16 protein-coding genes are annotated in these 21,482 nt (G+C 34.7%); 5 read left to right on the top strand and 11 right to left on the bottom strand.

What is annotated here, in order from left to right; genetic code table 11:
• Nucleotides 1-69 precede the first annotated feature (69 nt).
• Both pyrF and EG344_RS15075 read left to right on the top strand, forming a co-directional pair.
• The gene (pyrF, locus tag EG344_RS15080; protein WP_123910118.1) at nt 70-1,449 is read left to right on the top strand and encodes an orotidine-5'-phosphate decarboxylase; all 1,380 of its coding nucleotides are present in this window, start codon (nt 70-72) and stop codon (nt 1,447-1,449) included.
• A gap of 53 nt (nt 1,450-1,502) precedes the next feature.
• Nucleotides 1,503-4,325: an aminopeptidase gene (locus EG344_RS15075; RefSeq protein ID WP_228412745.1), complete on the top strand. Its 2,823-nt coding sequence runs from the start codon at nt 1,503-1,505 to the stop codon at nt 4,323-4,325.
• Nucleotides 4,326-4,381: 56 nt separating this feature from the next.
• Here EG344_RS15075 and EG344_RS15070 read toward each other — a convergent pair whose 3' ends face one another.
• The 3 genes from EG344_RS15070 to EG344_RS15060 form a co-directional block, all read right to left on the bottom strand.
• A complete protein-coding gene (locus tag EG344_RS15070; protein WP_123910117.1) occupies nt 4,382-5,191 on the bottom strand; it encodes a T9SS type A sorting domain-containing protein in 810 nt (269 codons plus the stop codon).
• Nucleotides 5,192-5,376: 185 nt separating this feature from the next.
• Nucleotides 5,377-6,180 carry a T9SS type A sorting domain-containing protein gene (locus EG344_RS15065; RefSeq protein WP_123910116.1) on the bottom strand — a complete coding sequence of 268 codons (804 nt, stop codon included), beginning with the start codon at nt 6,178-6,180 and terminating at the stop codon, nt 5,377-5,379.
• Between the two features lie 91 nt (nt 6,181-6,271).
• The gene (locus EG344_RS15060; protein WP_123910115.1) at nt 6,272-7,066 is read right to left on the bottom strand and encodes a T9SS type A sorting domain-containing protein; all 795 of its coding nucleotides are present in this window, start codon (nt 7,064-7,066) and stop codon (nt 6,272-6,274) included.
• A 150-nt stretch (nt 7,067-7,216) separates the two neighbouring features.
• On the opposite strand from EG344_RS15060, the gene EG344_RS15055 reads away from it, so the two are divergent.
• A complete protein-coding gene (locus EG344_RS15055) occupies nt 7,217-10,444 on the top strand; it encodes a hypothetical protein (protein ID WP_123910114.1) in 3,228 nt (1,075 codons plus the stop codon).
• A 69-nt stretch (nt 10,445-10,513) separates the two neighbouring features.
• Here the strand turns inward: EG344_RS15055 and EG344_RS15050 are convergent, their stop codons facing one another.
• Nucleotides 10,514-12,289 carry a T9SS type A sorting domain-containing protein gene (locus tag EG344_RS15050; RefSeq protein WP_164464446.1) on the bottom strand — a complete coding sequence of 592 codons (1,776 nt, stop codon included), beginning with the start codon at nt 12,287-12,289 and terminating at the stop codon, nt 10,514-10,516.
• A 196-nt stretch (nt 12,290-12,485) separates the two neighbouring features.
• Here EG344_RS15050 and dusB point away from each other — a divergent pair, with 196 nt between their 5' ends.
• Nucleotides 12,486-13,481: a tRNA dihydrouridine synthase DusB gene (dusB, locus tag EG344_RS15045; protein WP_123910112.1), complete on the top strand. Its 996-nt coding sequence runs from the start codon at nt 12,486-12,488 to the stop codon at nt 13,479-13,481.
• A 55-nt stretch (nt 13,482-13,536) separates the two neighbouring features.
• Here the strand turns inward: dusB and deoC are convergent, their stop codons facing one another.
• The 5 genes from deoC to EG344_RS15020 form a co-directional block, all read right to left on the bottom strand.
• The gene (deoC, locus tag EG344_RS15040; protein ID WP_123910111.1) at nt 13,537-14,280 is read right to left on the bottom strand and encodes a deoxyribose-phosphate aldolase; all 744 of its coding nucleotides are present in this window, start codon (nt 14,278-14,280) and stop codon (nt 13,537-13,539) included.
• A gap of 4 nt (nt 14,281-14,284) precedes the next feature.
• On the bottom strand, nt 14,285-14,755 hold the full coding sequence (locus tag EG344_RS15035) for an Lrp/AsnC ligand binding domain-containing protein (protein WP_002976659.1): 471 nt from the start codon (nt 14,753-14,755) through the stop codon (nt 14,285-14,287).
• A 27-nt stretch (nt 14,756-14,782) separates the two neighbouring features.
• Nucleotides 14,783-15,718 (bottom strand): endonuclease/exonuclease/phosphatase family protein, encoded by a 936-nt coding sequence (locus EG344_RS15030; RefSeq protein WP_123910110.1) that lies wholly within the window; start codon nt 15,716-15,718, stop codon nt 14,783-14,785.
• A gap of 377 nt (nt 15,719-16,095) precedes the next feature.
• Complete coding sequence (trmD, locus tag EG344_RS15025; protein WP_123910109.1) at nt 16,096-16,767, bottom strand: tRNA (guanosine(37)-N1)-methyltransferase TrmD; 672 nt, start codon at nt 16,765-16,767, stop codon at nt 16,096-16,098.
• Nucleotides 16,764-18,026: an NAD(P)/FAD-dependent oxidoreductase gene (locus EG344_RS15020; protein WP_123910108.1), complete on the bottom strand. Its 1,263-nt coding sequence runs from the start codon at nt 18,024-18,026 to the stop codon at nt 16,764-16,766. Before EG344_RS15020 ends, trmD begins: the two co-directional genes overlap by 4 nt.
• A 65-nt stretch (nt 18,027-18,091) precedes the next feature.
• On the opposite strand from EG344_RS15020, the gene EG344_RS15015 reads away from it, so the two are divergent.
• Nucleotides 18,092-18,955 carry a glycoside hydrolase family 25 protein gene (locus tag EG344_RS15015; protein WP_123910107.1) on the top strand — a complete coding sequence of 288 codons (864 nt, stop codon included), beginning with the start codon at nt 18,092-18,094 and terminating at the stop codon, nt 18,953-18,955.
• 152 nt (nt 18,956-19,107) lie between these two features.
• Here EG344_RS15015 and EG344_RS15010 read toward each other — a convergent pair whose 3' ends face one another.
• Together EG344_RS15010 and EG344_RS15005 are read right to left on the bottom strand one after the other, a co-directional pair.
• The gene (locus EG344_RS15010) at nt 19,108-20,763 is read right to left on the bottom strand and encodes an alpha/beta fold hydrolase (RefSeq protein WP_123910106.1); all 1,656 of its coding nucleotides are present in this window, start codon (nt 20,761-20,763) and stop codon (nt 19,108-19,110) included.
• A 149-nt stretch (nt 20,764-20,912) separates the two neighbouring features.
• Nucleotides 20,913-21,425 carry a 5' nucleotidase, NT5C type gene (locus tag EG344_RS15005; RefSeq protein ID WP_123910105.1) on the bottom strand — a complete coding sequence of 171 codons (513 nt, stop codon included), beginning with the start codon at nt 21,423-21,425 and terminating at the stop codon, nt 20,913-20,915.
• Nucleotides 21,426-21,482: the final 57 nt, after the last annotated feature.

The following is a 21,482-nucleotide window of genomic DNA, read 5'->3' as shown; positions in this document are numbered from 1 at the left end:
TAATCAATTGGCGATAAATTTTTAAGCCTTATTTCAAATCCTTAAATTTGCAACATCTAATAAAAAATAATGGAAAGTAAAAAAGAATTCTTTTTGGAGTGCTACAAGCTAGGCATCATTAAATTTGGAAGGTTTACCCTGAAAAGTGGTATAGAAAGTCCTTTTTATGTAGACTTAAGACCTTTGGCTTCGGATCCTAAAATTTTAAAAAATCTTGCTAATTATTTATTGGAAATGCTTCCATTAGATAATTTTGATTTAATTTGTGGAGTTCCATATGCTGCCCTTCCTATGGCTACGGCTATGTCACTGGAAAGTTATATTCCATTAATTATTAAAAGAAAAGAAGCAAAAAGCTACGGTACCAAGAAACTGATCGAAGGAATTTATCAAAAAGGACAGAACTGTCTTTTAGTAGAAGATGTCATCACTTCTGGAAAATCTTTGGTAGAAACTATTGCTGAAGTAGAACAGGAAGACCTTAAAGTTGCTGATATTGTAGTGGTCCTGGACAGAGAGCAAGGAGGAAAGCAACTGTTGGAAGGTAAGGGGTACAGAGTGCATACTCTTTTCAATATTTCTGAAGTGTGCGAAATTCTTCAGGAAACTGGTGAATTATCAGATGAAGAAGTGAAGAGAATTCAGGACTTCTTACAGGGTAACCATATTCAGTTTGAAGAAGAAACCAGAGCTTCTTATGAACAAAAGCTAAGCAATACCCAACATTCTGTTTCAAAAAAATTATTGGAAACAGCATTGGCAAAAAAATCTAACCTTATTGCTTCTGCAGATGTTACAACCACTCAGGAATTATTAGATTTTGCAGAGAAAGTTGGACCTCATATTATTGCTTTAAAGACCCACATCGATATTATTTCTGATTTTGATTATGAAAAAACAATCACTCCTTTAAAAGCAATCGCTTCAAAGCATCAGTTCTTATTGATGGAAGACAGAAAATTTGCAGACATTGGAAATACACAAGAACTACAATTTACGAGTGGAGTTTTCAAAATTACTGATTGGGCTGATTTTGTAACATCCCAGGTTATTGGTGGTTTTGAATCTTTAGACTGCTTTAAAAATGTAGGAGTGGTAGCCATCGTTGGAATGTCTTCAAAAGGAGCTTTAACTACAGCTAGCTATCGTGAGGAAGCATTAAAGGTAGCTTTATCTCACCCTAATGTAATTGGAGGAGTTTCTCAGAATAAAATCCCTGAAGATCTGTTGTTATTCACCCCAGGTGTAAATCTTGCAGATTCTGGAGACGGAAAAGGGCAACAGTACAACACTCCGGAACACGTTTTCAAAACGCTACACACGGATTTTATTATTGTAGGAAGAGGAATCTATAAATCTGAAGATCCGGAAGCGGCAGCAGTTACTTATAAAAATGAAGGTTGGAATGCCTATATTAATTCTTTGGAAAAAAAAGCAATTCAGAACTAAAATCCTATAAAGTATATACAAAATAAGCTATATTTGAGCTTTATCACGGATATTTGAAAAAGATCAGCATTTGCCTTATTTTGTTTTGTGGAGTTATACACGTTTCTGCACAGAAAGACAGTATATACATTGGAGCAAAACTTTCTCCTGACAGGAAAACCCTTGAGGTGAATCAGGAGATTGTTTATTACAATCATTCTGATAAAGACCTGCAGACGATAAAACTTCTGAACTGGATTTCGGCTTATAACAAACGCGGAACATCCTTAGTCTACAGAAAACTGGAAGACCGAAATAACGATTTACATTTTGCAAAAGACCATGAACTGGGAAAACTTCTGGAGCTCAATATTAAAGATTCAGGAAACCAGGAAATACCCGTCAATGCAATTTCAGATGAAAATCTTTTTCTTCCTCTTAAACAGGCATTACAACCAGGTGAAAGTATCACCCTGCAGTTACACTACCGTATGCAACTTCCCGATAAAAAATTTACGGAATATGGGACATCCGGTCAGAACACTGCCTTAAAATATTTCTTTATTGTTCCGGATCATTTTGATCCGGACAATATTTCTGAAAGAAAATACCATGACATTGAAGAATCGGTAAGTTTCAATACTTTCTGGACCGTCAATTTTGATATTCCAGTCAACAGTTTTATCGAAAGTAATCTGCCACAGATTCAAATGAATTCTTTTCAGGGGTATCTGGATTCAGATCCTGAATTTTCAGTTTCTTTCAATACTTACCCGGTCATAAAAACCAATATTGATGGTACAGATACTGAAATTAAGTTTGGCTATAATATCAAACCTGATGAAAAACAAAATCTGGAATTTTACTTACCTCTTCATTTAAAATTTCTTAAGGAAAAAATAGGGTCTCTTCCGAAAAGTATATTTATCTCAGATAAATTCAGAGCAAAAGAAGACTTCTTCGGAAATAATGATATCACTTTCTGGAAGTTCAGATTCCCTTTATTTACAGATGCTGAAAAAACTGATCTTGATTACTTTGGAATCATTACCAAAAAAGTTTTGGATGAAAAGGTCATTGCCGATAAACAAGAAGACCATTGGTTCAAAAATGGTCTAAAATCCTATCTTGAAATCCAGTACCTTAAAAAATTCTATAAAGACACCAAGCTTCTAGGGATGTTACCGGAAGCCAAAATTCTTGGTATAAAACCTTTAAAATTATTTCATGCATCTAAGGTAAAGCTTCTGGACCGTTATGGACTGTCTTACCAATATATCATGCTTCAAAATCTGGATCAGAAGATTAATGAGAATTTTACAAGTCTAAGTAACTTTAATGATATGGCTATTAGTAGTTTTGAGACAGGAAGCCTGTTCAATTATTCTGCTGATAAAATGGGTGATGAGCGTTTCAATACTCTTGTAAAGGAATATCTTTCAAAAAATTCAGGAAATAAAATTAATCCGGATGACTTTTTGAAACAGCTATCAGAAAAAGAAAAATCTGCCCATTACCTTGAAAGTTTTTTTAAACAGAAAAACAGGGTTAATTTTAGACTTAAACATATTAAAAAAGAGAACGATTCTTTACATATTAAAATTGCAAAAAATACGGACGCTTCTATTCCGGTAAAATTGGAAACAGAAACCAAAGCCGGTGAAAGAAAATCTTATTGGATAGAAACAGAAGAAAATGAGAGGTTAAAAGAAATTTCTCTTCCTGCATCAGATAATATTTATAAAGTAACCTTAAATAATGATTACATTTTCCCGGAGTCCAGTTATCGGGATAATTTTCTATACGCCAAAGGACTATTTTTAAATACAAAAAAAATTAAGTTTAAACTCATAAAGGATATTCCCAATCCTGAATACAACGAAATTTATGTGAGTCCGAGAGTTCGATTCAATAATACATATGATAAATTTTTGTTAGGAGCTAATTTTAAAAATCAGTCATTTTTTGACCAGAAATTCTTGTATTCATTTACTCCAACATACAGTACAGGAACAGGAAAACTAACTGGTTCAGGAGGTATATCTTACTCTTTCCTGCCGGCTGAAAGCATGTTTAGAAGTATTACATTTGGAGCTTCCGGATCTTATTTCCATTATGATTACAACTTAGCATATACAAAGGGGTCTGTATTTTCAACTCTAAACTTTAGAAAAAATCCAAGAAGTACAGTCAGCAGAAGTGTTGGTGTTTCTTATAATTATTTTGAAAGAGATCTTAGTCCTGCTATGATTGCCAATGACGATTATAAAAAATATAACCTTTGGGGATTAGGATATAGCTACAGTGACAGCCAGATGATCCATGAGAAAAGTTTCAGTCTGAGTGCACAAGGTATGGAAGATTTCAATAAGATCACTGCTGAAGGATTCTACAGATGGGAATTTGCTCCAAGACAAAAGCTGAGTGTCCGTTTATTTGCCGGATATTTCCTCAGAAATGACACGCGTAATGATTTATTCAACTATGGAATTTCAAGAGTATCAAACTATACCTTCTCTTACAATCTTTTAGGAGAGAGTGCGAGCAGCGGTCTTCTTTCACAACAGTTTATCCTTGCTGATGGCGGATTTAAATCATTTCTTCCGGGAACAGTTAATCAGTGGATCACTTCTGTGAATATAGATTCAAGTATATGGAAAATATTCCATGTGTATGCCGATGCCGGAATATATAAAAACAAAAATTTCCCTACAAAGTTTATCTGGGACAGTGGAGTTAAGGTAAGAATCATTCCGGATTTCCTGGAGGTTTATTTTCCGATACAGTCTTCTTTGGGATTTGAACCTGGATTTAAAGATTATGCCAAGCGTATCAGATATACTCTGGTTCTTAATCTCGGAGCTGTCATTAATGCAGCAAGAAGAGGCTGGTATTAAAAAAATAAAGGAACAGCTTATTATTAAGCTGCTCCCTATCAAAAAATATTGAAAAACTAATCTTTTATAATTTTCTGAGAAACGGGAGCGTTGTTAACTGTTCCTGTTATAAAATAGGTTCCTTTAGGAAGTTCTGTAATATCTATATTCTGAGCAAATTTCGTTGGAGACTTTTTGACAACCTGTCTAAAGGTATCGTATACCTTTACATCTTTGATCTGCATTCCGAAAAGCACATTGCCATCCTTAACAAATGGGTTCTGAACAAAGCCTGCTTTTGCCGCTCCTTCCGCAGAAAAGTCTGCCATATTATCGCTGTTATTATCTAAAGTCCTCCTAATGGCTGTTGAAGCTGTAGGAGAAGGAGCCGGTCCATCACCTTTAAACTGGTCTGCGTTGGCACCATAGCCTACAAAATCTAACACATTGGAAGAAACCGGACTTATCACCTGTACAATATTTCCTGCCAGTGCTAATTTCCCGGATGTTCCTGAAATTTTTATTCCTACAGATTTATTGGGTGTGCCGTCAAAATTAGTAACCGTTGTGGCAATAAAATTCGGTGTTGACAATGCTTCTACTCCACCATCTACTGCTGCTTCCTGGATCAGATAGGTTTCTTCGGGTCCTAAAGTAAAATCTGGCAGCGTATGATATTCTGTAAAAGCTCCAATTGCAGGTGCATATTGAATGCTGGCCCCCGTTAAAGAAACCAGTGTAGTTCCTATATTTTTCAGGACGATATAGTTATTTTTGAAAACCGCTCCTGAATTACCATTCCCTCCATAAATCTCATTGATTACAATCTGGGCATTCATAAAAGTAGTCATCAAAGTTAGACCAGCAATAGTAAAGATTTTTTTCATTACAATAATTTTAGGAATAGAGTTATCATAAAAACATCAAAAACAACACCATTTAATTGGAAATTTACAAAAATTCTATCATAAATATATTATATTCTAACTAACAAAGTTTAAATAAATAAGCATAAAAAAATCCGGCCATTTCTTCGAAATGACCGGATTGTATTTTAATCTAAAACTATAAATTAGTCTTTTAAGATTTTTTGAGATATTGCTTGGTTATTTACTGTACCTGTTACAATATAGTTCCCTTTTGTTAACTCAGCAACGTTTACAGTTCCGTTTTGCTTTACAGAAGTTTCTTTTACAAGTTGTCCAAACATGTTGAAAACTTTTACATCTTTAACATCAGCTCCGAAAGTGATTTCGTTGTTTTTAACAAAAGTGTTTTTTACGAATTGTGCTGATTTAGCATTCTTAAGGTCAGAAACACCTAACGAACCATTAGCAACAGTCTTGATAACTACATTATCTACATAAGCTCTAAAAGAAGTATTTGTAGTTTCAAATGTAACTGTTGAGTTTGCCAGACCTCCAGCAAAGTTTACAGTCTTTGATTCAGGAGTTCCGCTCATTACAGCAGAATACGTTACAGTCTGATCTGCTAAATTAGTTACTTTTACCGTAATAGTACTTGGAGTAGCAGTCCATCCTTTAACATCAAAAGTTATTACTACATTTCCTCCATTAGTTGATAAATCTAAAGGACTTGTAGTCATAGTTCCAACAAGAGAAGCTGTTCCCAATTTTGCCATACCCCCTGCACTGTACACTTTTGCCCCTGTAGGAAAAGTTGCTACTGGAGGAAGAGGATTTGTAGCAGTTCCCGGATTGTAAACATCTGTTCCATTAGGAGCAGTACTACCAGTTGAAGTCGTATTCCCTCCAGCTGTATAACTATCAAAATTTTCAGTTAAAACAACTGTTTGCTGAGCATTTGCCATAAAAGCAACAGCAGCAATTCCACAAATAGTAAAGATCTTTTTCATAAAATAATTTTTTTTAAAATTTATGTGGTAAAAATACAAAAAAACCGCTATTCATTTGAAATAGCGGTATATAATTAACAATTAATTAAAATTACTTTTTAATTATCTTTTCAGAGACGGCTTTACCATTACTATTTCCTGTTACAAAATAAATCCCACTCTGTAGATTTTCTATATTCACAGATCCATTTTCAGAAACAGAAGTTGTTTTTACTAATTGACCGCTTACATTAAAAATCTTAATATCGGATTTTGTTCCAAAATAGATTTCATTTTCTACAGAAGTATTTTTAACAAAAGTATTTTTAGGCTTTACTATTTCTGAAGTAGCTAATGAACCTGAAATACCTTCTACTTTTATGTCATCAATTCTATAGTTTCCTGAATTACTTGTTACCGAAGACCATCTAAAACTTAAAGTTGCTGCATTGCCCGCCTCAGACGGCAATTGAATAGATACTCCATTATTTATAAGAGACCAGGTAGTAGCTTTTTTATTATAGGTATAAATAACATCATTCCATGTAGTTCCGTCTATGCTCCATTGAAAAACAATATCCTGATTAAAGGCAGTAGCTCCCAGCCCTCCCCATATAATTGAAATATTAGTATAACCAACTGTTGATAAATTAGAGTATGTTAATGTATGAGTAATACCATTTGGGCCCTGGCCAACGAATACCATATTCATTCCTCCTGAAGCACCGGGATATTTAGTTGTTGACGCATTAGATCCATTTGATTTCCAACCATTAGTTGTATTAGTACTTGTCCAGCCAGTTGGTAATGTTGCTGTAGTTCCAAAAGACTCTGACAAAAGAGTCGTTTGTCCAAAAGCAGTAACGGCAAGCATTGCTGTTGCCAATAACGAATAAAGTTTTTTCATGATTATAATTTTATATTATCTATAATTTCGATGACTAAATTACTCTTAATTTTAAGGACTTAACAATATTTGGATTAATTTTCTGTTAATAATAGTTGACCCTCTGCTATTAACATTTTTTAATTATTTTTACGAATTATTTTTCAAGAGTTGCGGAACATCTTTATTCTATTCGTTGTATTTTTCTTTGGCATATTTTCAGGAAGTGCTCAGGTATTTTCATGGAAAAATCCCAACGTTCCTGAAGACAGTATTAAAAAAGACAGTATTCTCGCCGCCAAGCTTGAACAGGACATTTTTGCAAAAGATACCTTAGACTTTATACGAACCCATAACAGAATTGTTGTGGATGAGGCTGTACTTGCTAAAAATGATAAAAAAAGGTTTTTAGGGGAGCTTAACTCCAAAGGTTCCATTATTCGAGGGATTACATTTGGTAATAATCAGGGGCAGTCTGTACAAAGTTCCATGGATCTTCAAATTTCAGGACGGCTTTCCAAAGATGTAACCATTTTAGCCAGTATCTCTGATCATAATTTACCTATTCAGGCAGACGGATACACTCAGACTTTAGAGGAGTTTGACAAAATCTACATGCAGCTTAACATTAAGGATAAATCTATTTTGAGAGCCGGGCATCTTGACCTTGTAGAATCAAAAAATTATTTTGCCAAATACCAGAGACGAAGTATGGGAATTCAGTTTCAAACGGAATTTGGGAAAGAAAACAAAACATTTGTAGATATTTCTGCCGGTGTGGCACGAAGTGAATTTCATAGAATCCGTTTTCAGGGAGTTGAAGGAAACCAGGGACCTTACCGCTTAACCGGGAAAAACGGAGAGCAGTTCATTACTTTGATCTCAGGTTCTGAGCAGGTATTTATTGACGGTATTCTAATGAAACGTGGAGAAAACCAGGATTATGTTATCAACTATAATACAGGAGAGGTTACCTTTACCAGTTTCCGCCCTATTTTCCAGCAAAACTTCATCACCATTTCCTACAACTACGCCAACAGGAATTATTCAAGATATTTATTTACCGGAAAATTAGAACATCAGAGAGAAAAATTCAAGGTTGGGTTGAACTGGTTCATGGAAAATGACAACAAAAATGCTCCTCTTGCTCTAAGTTTATCAAAAGAAGATGAACAAATTTTAGCTAACGCAGGTAATGATCCTAACCTAATGTATGCTCCATCGGGAGTGGTTAGTGAATATGACGTTAATAAAATTTTATACCGCTTAAATCCTGCCGGAAATTTCTATGAACTTTCTACAGATCCCAATGAAACCCTTTATCAGGTATCATTTACCTATTTCGGAGCCAACCAGGGAGATTATAAAACAGCAAAAACAACTAATAACGGACGTGTTTTTGAATATGTAGGCCCTAATGCAGGAGATTACAGAGCAGTAAGAAAACTTCCTTCGCCACAAAAATCCCAGGTATTCTCTCTTAATTCTGAATACTTGCTAAACGAAGGAAAAATTGGTGCAGATATTTCTCTAAGTAATTATGACGTCAACTTGTTTTCATCTAAAGATTCCGATCAGAATATGGGGTATGCGTATCGTATCTTTGGAAATAAAACTTTTACAAAAAGCTCATGGAAAGGAACTCCAAGCTTTGAGTATCAATATATAGATAAACAATTCCATATTCTGGATCGTATTAATGACGTTGAATTCTCCAGAGACTTCAACTTAGCGCAGGAATTTAATAAAAAAACGCAGAATCGTTTCATTTTCAGCTTTTTAAATAAATGGAATAATAAATCTACTTTAAATTACCGAATCAATTATTTAAATGAACTGGATTCTTACAAAGGAATAAAAAATGATCTTGATTTTGGCTGGATTACCGGACGTTTCTTCACGAAAGGAAATTTTTCCTACCTGAATACCAATGCTACACTTCAGGATACTAAGTTCATCCGTGGTGGAATATCAACAGAATTTACTGGAAAGAAAGGAAGTTGGGCCATAGGAGGAAGTATGGAGCACAATGAGAAAAAATACAATGACACTCAGCTTATGGATGTCACAAGTTTCAGCTGGAAGGAGATCTTTGTTCAGAAGAAAATCGGAGACAGCACCCGCACAAAATTGCTTGCCAAAGTTTATATGAGAGATAATGACTCTGTACGTGACAACAGACTTCAGAATATGAACAATATTCTTGGTTTCATGGCAGAAAGTCAGATTATCAAAACGGAAAAAACCACTCTGAACGCATTAATTCATTACAGAAAATTCTTTTATTCAGGAGCAGAGGGTGATATAACCAGAAACAATGACTTCGTAGTTGGAAATATTCTTTACAATCAACAGCTTTTCAGAAACGGAATGCGTTTACAGGCATTCTATGAATTGGGAAATGGACAGGAAGCACAAAGAGAGTTTCAATATATTAAAGTAACAGATGGGCAGGGAGTTTATAAATGGACCGATTACAACGGTGACGGTATTCAGCAGCTTGACGAATTTGAAATTGCAGAATATTCCGATTTAGCCCAATACATTAGGGTTTACACCAATTCCGTACGATATATTCCTTCCAATAAAAACAAATTACAATTGGCTTTATTTGTAAATCCAGCAATTGTCTTTAACTCTGAAAATGCCTTCTTAAAGCGTTGGAATTTTAATATCTCGTTAAACTCTCAAAATTCATTCTATAAGAAAGATAAAGTTTTGGTACTAAATCCATTTGAGAAAAATAGTGATCAGATCCTTAAAAATCAAAATATTTTAACCTCTGTACAATTCAATCCAACCGATAAATCGGGATGGAATGGGAACTATCGATTTATTACGAATGATAATCTAATCAACGCTAATTTCAGTAACGAAGAACGTGAACAGGTTTCTCATTTCCTGAACATCGGATATTGGTTCAATAAAGAGTTCAGAATAGACTGGGAAAATTCTGTTCATGATATCAAAAATTCCTCACAGCTATTTGTAACAAGGGATTATCGTTTAAATAATTTTGAAACCAAACCAAAGGCTACTTACAAATTTACAGATGCTCTTCAGTCAGAGCTTTCTTCTGCTTACCGCCAGAAAAAAAGAATTGATGGCGAAGAGTTATTAAAAGCTTTTGATATTACAGGAACCATCCAATGGGAGTTCAGAAAAACTTCCATTCGTGGGAACTTCTCTTTTATCAATAATAACTTTAATGGTAATAACTTCAGTATTGTAGGAAACCAGATGCTTGATGGTTTGAAACCTGGAAAAAACCAGGTATGGAGTGTATTCATCCAACAAGCGCTTAACTCATTTATCCAATTGAACCTAAATTATGAAGGAAGAAATTCCGGCGAAAGAACTATTCACATTGGAAGCATGCAGGTAAAAGCAAGCTTCTAAATGATGATTAATCTTATAAAAAATAGCCCCGATGTCGTATCGGGGCTATTTTTTTTATAGATCTTAATTTTATTTTTTGATAATTTTAATAGACTCTGATCCTTTTTCTGTATTTACTTTTACGATATAAACTCCAACTGCCACTTTTCTCATGTCTACTGAAGCTTTCTCAGCATTCACTTCTTCAGCGATCAGCCTTTGTCCTGAAACATTATATATTTCAACATTCTTTATCTTTCCATCATTGTTAATAGTAAGATAATCAACTACAGGATTTGGATAAATGTTTATCTTCTTATTACTGGTTTCATTGACCGCCAGTATTTGTGCCGTAAATTCGAATGCTCCCAAATCAGGAGTTGCAGCATTTCTAGTATTACCATCAGCATCCAATGTTACTTCAGCAACAGGAGTTCCCTTATTATCAAGGGCACTGTTTCCACTATTAGATAGATGAAAATCTGTAGCAGATACAAATATTGGAAGGACGCTCAAAGAATTTGTATTCGATCCAAAACCAGCCTGAATATCCGCCAGAGTAGCTTTTGCAGCCGCTCCGATATATCCTAAGTTACTTCCTGAAGAGTAATAATTGTTATTATTAATATTGGAGAATACAGTATTGGCAGCATTGGAATAGATCACATATTTCTCACCTGTCTGGGTTTGTGAATTTACAAAGATATTATTTCTCAAGTCTATAGCACCGGCGCCAGTTACAGTAGAAGAAACATTAAATGCGGCAGGTCTTCCTGCTACATTTTGGCTTGTATTCATTACCACAGTATTGTAGTAAATTTTGAAGCCACCTCCATTATTTATAGCAATACCATTTCCATTATCAACAGCTGCCCCTCCTCCATTATAACCGTATCCTGCTACTCCGCTTATTATATTATTGTATATTAAAATATTGGAAGCAGCATTTGCGGAATTCACATAAATTCCAGCTGCGCCATAGCCAAGGGTATTTGTACTTCTAACATCTGAAATTTTATTGTTGAATACCTTACCATTCATAATATTGGCTCCAATCAAAATACCTGTGGCAAGACTACTAGAGTTTGTCCCTAATACAACGCCTGTAATAGTATTTCCACTGATTTCAAAATTTTGGGAATTCTGTACTGCAATGCCTCTAAATAACATTTTATCAGCAACTACCGTAGAGCCAAAAACATTATTTTTAACAACATGCCCTGTATCTGTTGTAGTATTATTACCTATAATAAAAATACCATTCTGAGCTCTTACGAAAGAGTTATTAATTGCAGTAAAATTATTATTTGGAACCTCTGCAGCCGCTAATGTAGATCCTGCCACAATAATGTTCCCAACGGTTCCAGAAGGAGAAGATCCGGCTAAATTTGTATTTTTGATGGTAAAATTATCACTCCCATCCGTGGTAGTACTAGTCACCATAATAACAGTAGGAGAAGTTCCAGTAGTGGCTACATAGGTATTGCTAATGGTAAGATTTCTGGAAGAAGTTCCATTATTACTTCCGTCAATGGTTACATTATCTCCCCCATTTATCCTGATAATTCCTGTTGAGTTTGAACCTGAAATTGTAGCATCAACTCCAGTGGCTGGTTTTATTAAAATAGAAGTATAATTAGATACTCCTCCACTTACATTCAAAACAGCAGTGGCTGTTTCCGTTACATTTGCTGTAACATTAATTGTTATTGCTCCTTGGTGTGTTCCTGCATTAATGGCTTCAAATGCATTCATTAATGTAGTATAGGTTCCTGTTGCTGTGCCTGATGTGGCCGACAAACTAATCTGTGCATCAATATGTGATGCTGCAATGCTTGTTAATAAACAAAGTAAAATTTTTCTCATATTCTCAATTTTTATTAATAAATATATAAAAATATTCTCACTTAAAAACAAAATTAACTGAAAATCAATCAAATAAAATAGAAAAACATTAAACAAAATTTCACAAATACGCATAAAAAGCTGCAAAAACCATAAAACAACAAAAAGCTTTTAAATAGATAAAAATGATTTTTTTAGAATTTCGTAAATTTGCAGCATGATAAAAATAGGCAACATAGAACTGCCGGAATTTCCACTTTTACTGGCTCCGATGGAAGACGTAAGTGATCCTCCGTTCAGACGTTTGTGTAAAATGCATGGTGCAGATTTAATGTATTCGGAATTTATTTCTTCCGAAGGGTTAATTCGTGATGCAATCAAGAGTCGTAAAAAACTGGATATTTTCGATTATGAAAGACCAGTCGGAATACAAATCTTCGGTGGTGATGAAGAAGCAATGGCCATGTCTGCAAGAATTGTTGAAACCGTAAATCCGGATCTGGTAGACATTAATTTTGGTTGCCCTGTAAAAAAAGTGGTTTGCAAAGGTGCCGGAGCAGGAGTGTTGAAAGATATTGACCTTATGGTTCGTCTTACAAAAGCCGTAGTAAGTTCCACTCACCTTCCTGTAACGGTTAAAACCCGCCTAGGATGGGACAGTACATGCATCAATATTGATGAAGTGGCAGAACGTCTACAGGAAACAGGTATAAAAGCCCTTACTATACACGCCAGAACCCGTGCACAAATGTACAAAGGGGAAGCGGATTGGGAGCATATTTCAAGAATCAAACAAAATCCTAATATTGAAATTCCGATTTTTGGGAATGGTGATATAGACTCACCGGAAAAAGCACTGGAATATAAACAAAAGTATGCTTGTGACGGAATCATGATCGGACGTGCAGCCATTGGGTATCCTTGGATATTTAATGAAATCAAACATTTCTTTAAAACAGGTGAACATTTACCTGCTCCTACTATTTCAGACCGATTATTAGCGGTTCGTCAGCATGCTGAATGGAGTGCAGAATGGAAAGGGGAAAGGTTAGGATTGGTAGAAATGAGACAACATTACAGTAACTATTTCAGAGGGATTCCTCACTTTAAGGATTTCAGAAAAAAATTCCTGGAAGTTTTCACCTTAGAAGAAATGAATGCTCTCATTAAAGAAACCCAACAATTTTACGAAGAATATCAGGCTCAGGTATAAAAATAAAAACCATCAATTGAATTGATGGTTTTTTTATTGTTCTTGAAAATCAATCTTAATATCCGCCCGATGAAGCTTCATTTTTAATTAATGCCAATGCTGAGGAAGTTCCAATTCTCTTCACTCCCATACTAATCATTTTTTCAGCATCTTCAGGTGTTCTTACGCCCCCGGCTGCTTTCACAGGAAGTTTCCCAGCATTATCTAACATGATTTTTATTCCTTCAAATGTTGCTCCATTTGGCTTCCCATCTGTAGTCTGATAAAAACCGGTTGATGATTTTACAAAAATATGAGGTAAATCGTTAGCTGAGAAATTTTCTTCTGCCCAGTTCGAAATATCTTTGGTAAGATCTGCAATCTGTACATCAGCCAAGGCTGCAATTTCAATAATCCATTTTGCAATTTTATGGTGTTCCAAAGCTAGCTTTGTACATTTTACAAATTCGTCTTTAACCAATTCTATATTTCCCTGAAGATAGGCATTGTAATTAATGACAAAATCCAGTTCATCGGCACCATCTTCGATAGCTTTTGAAGCTTCTGCAAGTTTTTCTTCTACCGAGTATGTTCCTTCATGGAATCCTATTACAGTTCCTACTGCAACATTTGAATTTCTCTCCTGAATATATTTTTTAATCTCTGCTACATAATCCGGACGAATCATTACTGCAAAAATACCATTATCAATAGCTTCCTGAGCAAGTTCTTTGTCAATCTGAAGTGTTCCTTCATGTGAAATACCTGATTGTTCCGGTGTCTTCAAGTAAGTTGAATCCAAATATTGTGCTACGTTCATATCGTTATACTTTCAATTGTCTGTAAATACCTTGTTCCAAAGATATAAAAGTTTCTGTTCTTGTTACTCCTTTCAATTTTTGGAGTTTGCTAAGGATTTGCATCAAATGATCGTTATCTTTACAAAGAACTTTCAGAAATATTGTATAATTTCCAGTGGTATAGTGAGCTTCCACTACTTCATTGATATCATGCAAAGATTTTACCACTTCTGGGTAATGACTTGGCTGATCCAAAAATACTCCGATATAAGAAATCACCTTGTATCCGATTTTTTTAGGATTTAGGAATGAAATTGAATTTTCAATAACTCCTGCATGCTCCAGCTTTTTAATTCTTTGATGTACCGCTGTTGTAGAGATCCCAACATTCTTTGAAATGTGCGCTAAAGAAGTTTTAGCATTATCCATCAACATGTAAATAATTTCCTTGTCGATGGAGTCTAAATGATAACTTGTGTTGCTCGAATTTTTCATTTTCTACTTTTTTATTATTTATGTTTTTTATGATAAGCTTTTAAACTTTACAAAAACCGGGAAGTGATCGCTGTATCCACCTAAATACCGAGTACCGGCATAAGTTCGGAAAGGTCGTCCTTCAAAATTTCTGGTCCTGCTGCTGATTTTCTCAGAATTGAACACATGAGCATCCTGAAAAGCCAGCGTTTTATTATCAAGAAGAGATCTTGACATAATAATCTGATCGTACAGCAATCCAGATTTATAATGAAAAGTAGAATAATTTCTTGTAGAAAACAACTCCTGAAAAGGATTCATCAAAACCTTCTCATGATCATTGTCATAGAGAATTCGCACTAAATTTTCATCATCCGGGTTTTCGTTAAAATCACCACACAATATAACATGTTCCTTGTCTGTATCAACAATTTTCATGATCCGTTGTCGGACCTCATTTAATATAAAGGCTCTTTTCGGTTTATTGATATCTTTTTCGCGCTTAGAGGGAAGATGGGCGATAAAGACATTAATAATTTCCCCTTTATATTTTATTTTAGAAAAAAGAACATCTCTGGTTGTATCGTAATTTCCTGTGTTTTTATAGGTTATTTCAAAAAAGAAAGTAATGGTTTCAGAGTCTAGAACCTCTACTTTATTTTTATTATATAACATGGCCACATCCACCTTTCTTTCGTCCATAGAATTGTAATGTACAATTCCATATTCAGAATTAAAAGGTTCCATTTCTACAAGATCTTCTAAAACTTTCCTTCCGGAAACTTCTGACAATCCTATTATAAATGGCAATACTCCATTTTCCTCCTTCATCAATTGAAATACATGAGAGATTTTAAAAAGTTTATTTTTATATCTTCTCTCATCCCAGTTTCTTAAACCTGACGTTGTAGGATCTAATTTATGAACAGGTTTTGGATCGGGTAAAAATAAATTTTCAACATTATAAAAAGAGAATAGTTCCATCAACACAAATTTCTATACTTTAATTAATATGCTCTTTTTCTAAATGTAAATTTATTATTTTTTTCAAATTGCATTGATCTGCTCACAAAACCAGCAAATCAATTTATAATAAGAAATATTTCAAATATAATAAAAAAAATCAATAAAACTATTTATAGTGAATTAAATTTTCAATTAATTCACTATTCCATTCAATATATCGGAATTAAAATAATAAATAAAATTCAAAATAATGAAAACAAAAATTCAATAAAAAAAACAAAGTTGATAATATTTTCCTTTTCACACACAATAATAACAAATATTATTCCATTTATTTTCCAGGCAATTTAGAATAAATGAAAAAAAACAGGGTTTAAACAACCTGTAACACTATATTAAAGGAGATCAGGACGTTTTTCTTTGGTAATTCTTACAGCTTCATCATGACGCCATTCTTCAATTTTCTTAAAATTCCCGCTCAATAAAATCTTAGGAACATCAAGTCCTTTATAGCTTTCTGGTCGCGTATAGATTGGAGGTGACAGAAGATCATCCTGAAAACTGTCTGTTAAAGCACTCTGCTCATCATTTAAAACTCCCGGAAGCAGTCTTATAATAGAGTCAGCCAGTACACATGCCGCAAGTTCGCCTCCAGTAAGTACATAATCACCAATTGATATTTCTTTGGTAATATGAAGATCTCTCACTCTCTGATCTATTCCTTTATAATGTCCGCAAAGAAAGATCAGGTTCTTTTTTATAGAAAGAGAATTGGCTATTTTCTGGTTCAGAGTTGCTCCATCAGGTGTCAGATAAATCACCTCATCATATTCTCTCTGGGACTTAAGTTCTGCGATACAATTATCTAATGGTTCTACCATCATCACCATTCCTGCTCCGCCTCCGTAAGGTTCATCATCAATTTGTTTGTGCTTATTGATTGCCCAGTCTCTCAGATGGTGAAAATGTACTTCTGCCAGTCCTTTGTCCATTGCTCTTTTTAAAATAGAGGTTTTAAATGGACTTTCCATCAATTCTGGAAGTACGCTTATGATATCAATTCTCATTGTAATGTTCCGTTTTTCTTAGTAGGTATAATAATTAATCTTAAGGAAGAATCCTTGTTGATATAGCTCCACATCCAGTTGAAAAATATGGCCAGCTTATTTCGAACGCTCAAAATTAGCATTAAATGGAGAAACATCCAGAAATACCAGGCTAAAAATCCCTGAAATTTTATGAAAGGTAGGTCTACAACAGCTCTATGCTTTCCTATGGTTGCTAAAGAACCTTGGTCATCGTATTCATATTCCTTCCATTCCCCTGTATTTTTCTTCAACAGGTTTTTCCCTAAGTTTTTGGCCTGATTAATGGCTACGTTGGCTACCTGTGGATGTCCTTGTGGATATTTAGGGGTTTCCATATAGGCAATATCACCAATTGCATACACATTATCATACCCTTTTATTTTATTGTACCGGTCTACAATATATCTGTTTCTTACTAATTTGTCTTCAGGGAAACCGTCGATTACATTTCCTGTAACGCCTGCGGCCCAGATTACGTTATTGGATGGTATTTCTTTTCCACTTTTCAAATGTACTTTATCCCCATCATAATCTGTAACCACTTCCCCACTCATAAAGGTTACTCCAAGATCTTTAAGGTATTTTTCAGATTTCTCCTGGGCTTCACTACTCATTACAGCAAGTGGTTTTTCTGTAGAGCTTACCAGAATAATCTTCAAATGATCGAAATTCATGTAAGGATAATCTCTTGGTAGAATATCTTTTTTCATTTCGGCAAAGGCTCCTGCCAATTCCACACCGGTTGGTCCGCTTCCTACGATAACAATATTCCAGTTTCCGTCGTCGCTCCGGCTTTTTTCAATAATCAGTTTTTCAAAGGTCATCAGAACGTGATTTCTGATACTGATTGCTTCCTGGGTATTCTTCATTCCAAAGGCCTTCCCTTCAAGTTCTTTATTACCGAAAAAATTAGTTTTACATCCTGTTGCTATAATAAGCTTATCGTAAGTAAATTCTGCTTCATCCGTAATAACCTTATTGTTTGCAGCATCTATTTCCTTCACATCCGTCATCCGGAATTGAGTGTTTCTGGATTGCTGAAAAATCTTTCTGAAGGGGAAAGAAATATTAGAAGGTTCTATCCTTCCTGAGGCTACCTGATAAAAAAGCGGCTGAAACATATGGTGATTCATCCGATCCAGAACAATAACCTTTTTGTTCTTGTTATTCAATGTTTTTGCAAGCTGTAGCCCCGCAAATCCTCCTCCTATAATGATGATTTTTTCGCGTGTTTCCATAATACACAAATTTACTGATTTTATTTAGCATTTAGTAGTGAAAAAAGTTAGTTTTGCAAAACTTTATGACACCTAAGAAGTACACCAAAAAAACTGCCAAACAGATTCACAAAAACAGACGGAACAGCTATTTTTTCCGTCGGAAGGTGATATTAGCCATCTTAATTATAGCTTTAATTGGAACCGGTTTTTACCTTAAGCAATCTGTAAGCTACTATTACGCCTTGTACTTTAATAAGTTTATCCATAAAAAGCTTCACAACAGCGAAAAAGAAAGCTCAAGAATCCAAAGAATATTAGCCAATAATCTTGATAAGACCTATGGTTTTGATGTTTCTCATTATCAAAACAAGGAAGATATCAAATGGGATAGTCTCAGCATCGGCAACAAAACCATTCCTCTGGAATTTGTGGTAATGCGTGCTACTATGGGAAATAAAAGTGCAGATAAACATTTTGATGAGTTTTGGGAAATGGCTAAAAAACATAACCTGATCCGGGGTGCTTATCATTTTTACAGAGCTGATGAAGACCCGGTGATTCAGGCGAATAATTTTTTAGCGAATGTAAAACTGGAAAGTGGAGATCTTCCTCCTATTCTGGATATTGAAAAAATTCCGAAACGAAAAACGAATAAAAAATTAGTGGAAGATCTGAAAGTATGGTGTAAAATTGTAGAAGAAACCTATGGTGAGAAGCCTATCATTTACACTTACTACCATTATTATAAAGATTTTCTGAAGGGCGAATTTAAAGATTATCCCTTATGGCTAGCCAATTACAATGATGTTCCTACTCCATCTCCTGATGACCAATGGGATTTCTGGCAATTTACTGAAAATGGAATTGTCCACGGAATTAATACGAAGGTAGATCTTGATATTTACAATGGTAGTTCATGGTCTCTGAAAAGACTGACATTGGATTGATGAGTAAGAAAGATGGATACAGGAAATGGAAGTTACTGAAATCCCAAATAACAACTTAAAGTTTGTTTGCTTTTCCATTATTTAAAAAAAGCTCCTTTTCATTTCAATATTGAAATGAAAAGGAGCTTTTAGACTTTCTACCTACTTTTTACCTACTTCTTCCCGAGAAAGCTTACAATATCTGCACTCAGCTGATCTGGTTTTTCAAAAGGAACCATATGGGTGGTATCATTATAGATTTTCTTTTCAGCGTTTGGAATTTGCTTGGAAATAAATTCGGTATGATCTGGTTTAATTACATCTCTATCACCCGCAATAACCAAAACCTGACTTTTTATTTTATTTAAATCATTCTTACTGATATTAGGCTGTGTAAGCATGATCTTTAGAAGCCTGCGTTCTCCAAATGCTTCTTCAGGTGCCATATCATTCAGCTGTTTCATTTGATTGGTAAAACGTTCGATAAGTTTATCCTCCACTCCTTCAGGAAAAGCATTAGCTCCGATGGTTACAAGTTTATTGAGGCGTTCTGGATATTTCAGGGCAAATTCAAGTCCCGTATTTCCACCATCACTCCAGCCAACTATATTTATCTTATCCAGTTTTAGCTCATCTGCCAGCGCTTTTACATCATTGGCAAACACTTTATAGGTAAAATCTCTTTTGGAGCTATCTTTACTTTTTCCCTGCCCTCTTGTATCTACTGCAATCACTTTATATTGTTTAGACAGAACAGGAATTTGCTGATAAAAATCTTTAATACTCCCTGAGTTTCCGTGAAGCAATACTAAAGGTTCACCTTCTCCATATACTTCATAATAAAGATCTGTATCTTTCTGTTTCAGGTATTTTCCGGCAGAATCATTTTTACCGTATATGGATTTATCTGCTTCCTCTATATTTTTTGAAGTATCAGTCATCCAACTCTGAGAAACGTCATCATCTGCATAGCTACCGTCATCGTCGTTGGTATCTTTTCCGTTTTTATCCATTTTCACATCAATATTTATGGCTGGTGCCGCAATAGTCATTTTCTTCCAGTCTCCATAGAACTCTCTTATGAATCCTGTTTTGAATAAAGCAGCGCTGATTTTAATGTATCCATTAAATTCTTTTAAAAAATTAACCCCTACAAAGAACTTACCTTTCACCCAAATATTATGGTCATTCACATCGAGAGTATACGTTCCGTCTTTAATCATATCCTCGGTAAGCTGCACTGTTATTTCCTCGTCCAAGAGATTTTTATCTGGAAAACCGTCTTTTTCACTATAGATACTATACCGCATCAAAACGGGTTCTGTGGAAGAATATTTGGCAATATTCAGATTAATGTTTTTGATCTTAGATCTTTTCTTTGTATTAAATTGCAAAGCAGTTTCTCCCAGGAAGCCCGCTTTGTCCCCCGCCGGATTAACAAAATACAAAACACTTTTGGTTTTCGTAGTGACACCCCAATTTTTATCTACTAGTTTTTTAGGCTTAATGGCGATCTCCTTGATTGCTTTTGTTTTCTCATTTAGAAATATTTTCTGGAGATTATGTGTTTTAAAATTCTGTACGGATTCCTCATACAGCTCATACCCCGGTACTTCTATTTTCACCTTTTGCTGCGGATCCAATCCCGTAAGATCTATTGAAAAATTTCCTTTTCCATCTGAAATGGTTCCGGTAGTCTTTTTTTCCACCCCAATTTTCACATAAGGAACGGGCTGGTTTTCATTTTTGGATATAATGGTTCCGGAAATCACCTGTGCGTTGAAGGCTGAAACCGCTAGAATAAAGGATAAAACGCTAAGTTTTTTCATGTTAAAAGTTTGATGCAAACTTATTTATTTTACAACCATCGATATTCATAAGGCATTATTAAATTTAATACGCATTTAGTTAAATTTATTCTAATTATTTTATGTTTTAGTGCATTAATTCTAAAAAACTTCTAAATGTTACTTTCTCCTTACAAAATCTCCATAATTTCTTCCCACGAATTCACTCTTTTATAGGTTTCATTTTCGATCAGTTCGTTATGAGGTTGTGTAAAAATCAATCGCTGTCCTGAAAAGTGATCTAAATTCTTTGGATAATCATCAATCATTACATCTCCTGATACTACTTTTTTACTGCCACACAGAACAATCTGCTCCCATGTAATGAATGGAAAATGTTCAGCCAGCCAGTCATATTTTTCTCTTAAGCTATTGGGAAATTCCATTCCCGCAGAAACAATGTACAGTTCATATTTGTTATTCAAGTACTCTATTGCCTCCCTACTTCCTTTCATTACAGGCAATGTTCTGAAAAACCCAATTTCATTTACATGTTGCTTTCCATTAGGAAAAGCTTCCAGTTCAGGTTTCCCTGCTATTCCATCCAGTTCAATATTTCTCCCGGTATCTCTTTTTTCAAATTGAATCAGCTGATGATATACATCCGCCATCACCCCATCCATATCAACAATCACTTTTTTCATTTGACTTTAATTATTTTTATCATTAGTTTAAGTTTAAATTGTATCAGCTCTCATCAA

This window comes from Chryseobacterium sp. G0162 (assembly GCF_003815715.1).
In the GTDB taxonomy this organism is placed as follows: domain Bacteria; phylum Bacteroidota; class Bacteroidia; order Flavobacteriales; family Weeksellaceae; genus Chryseobacterium.
This window is presented reverse-complemented; position numbering and strand designations above follow the sequence as displayed.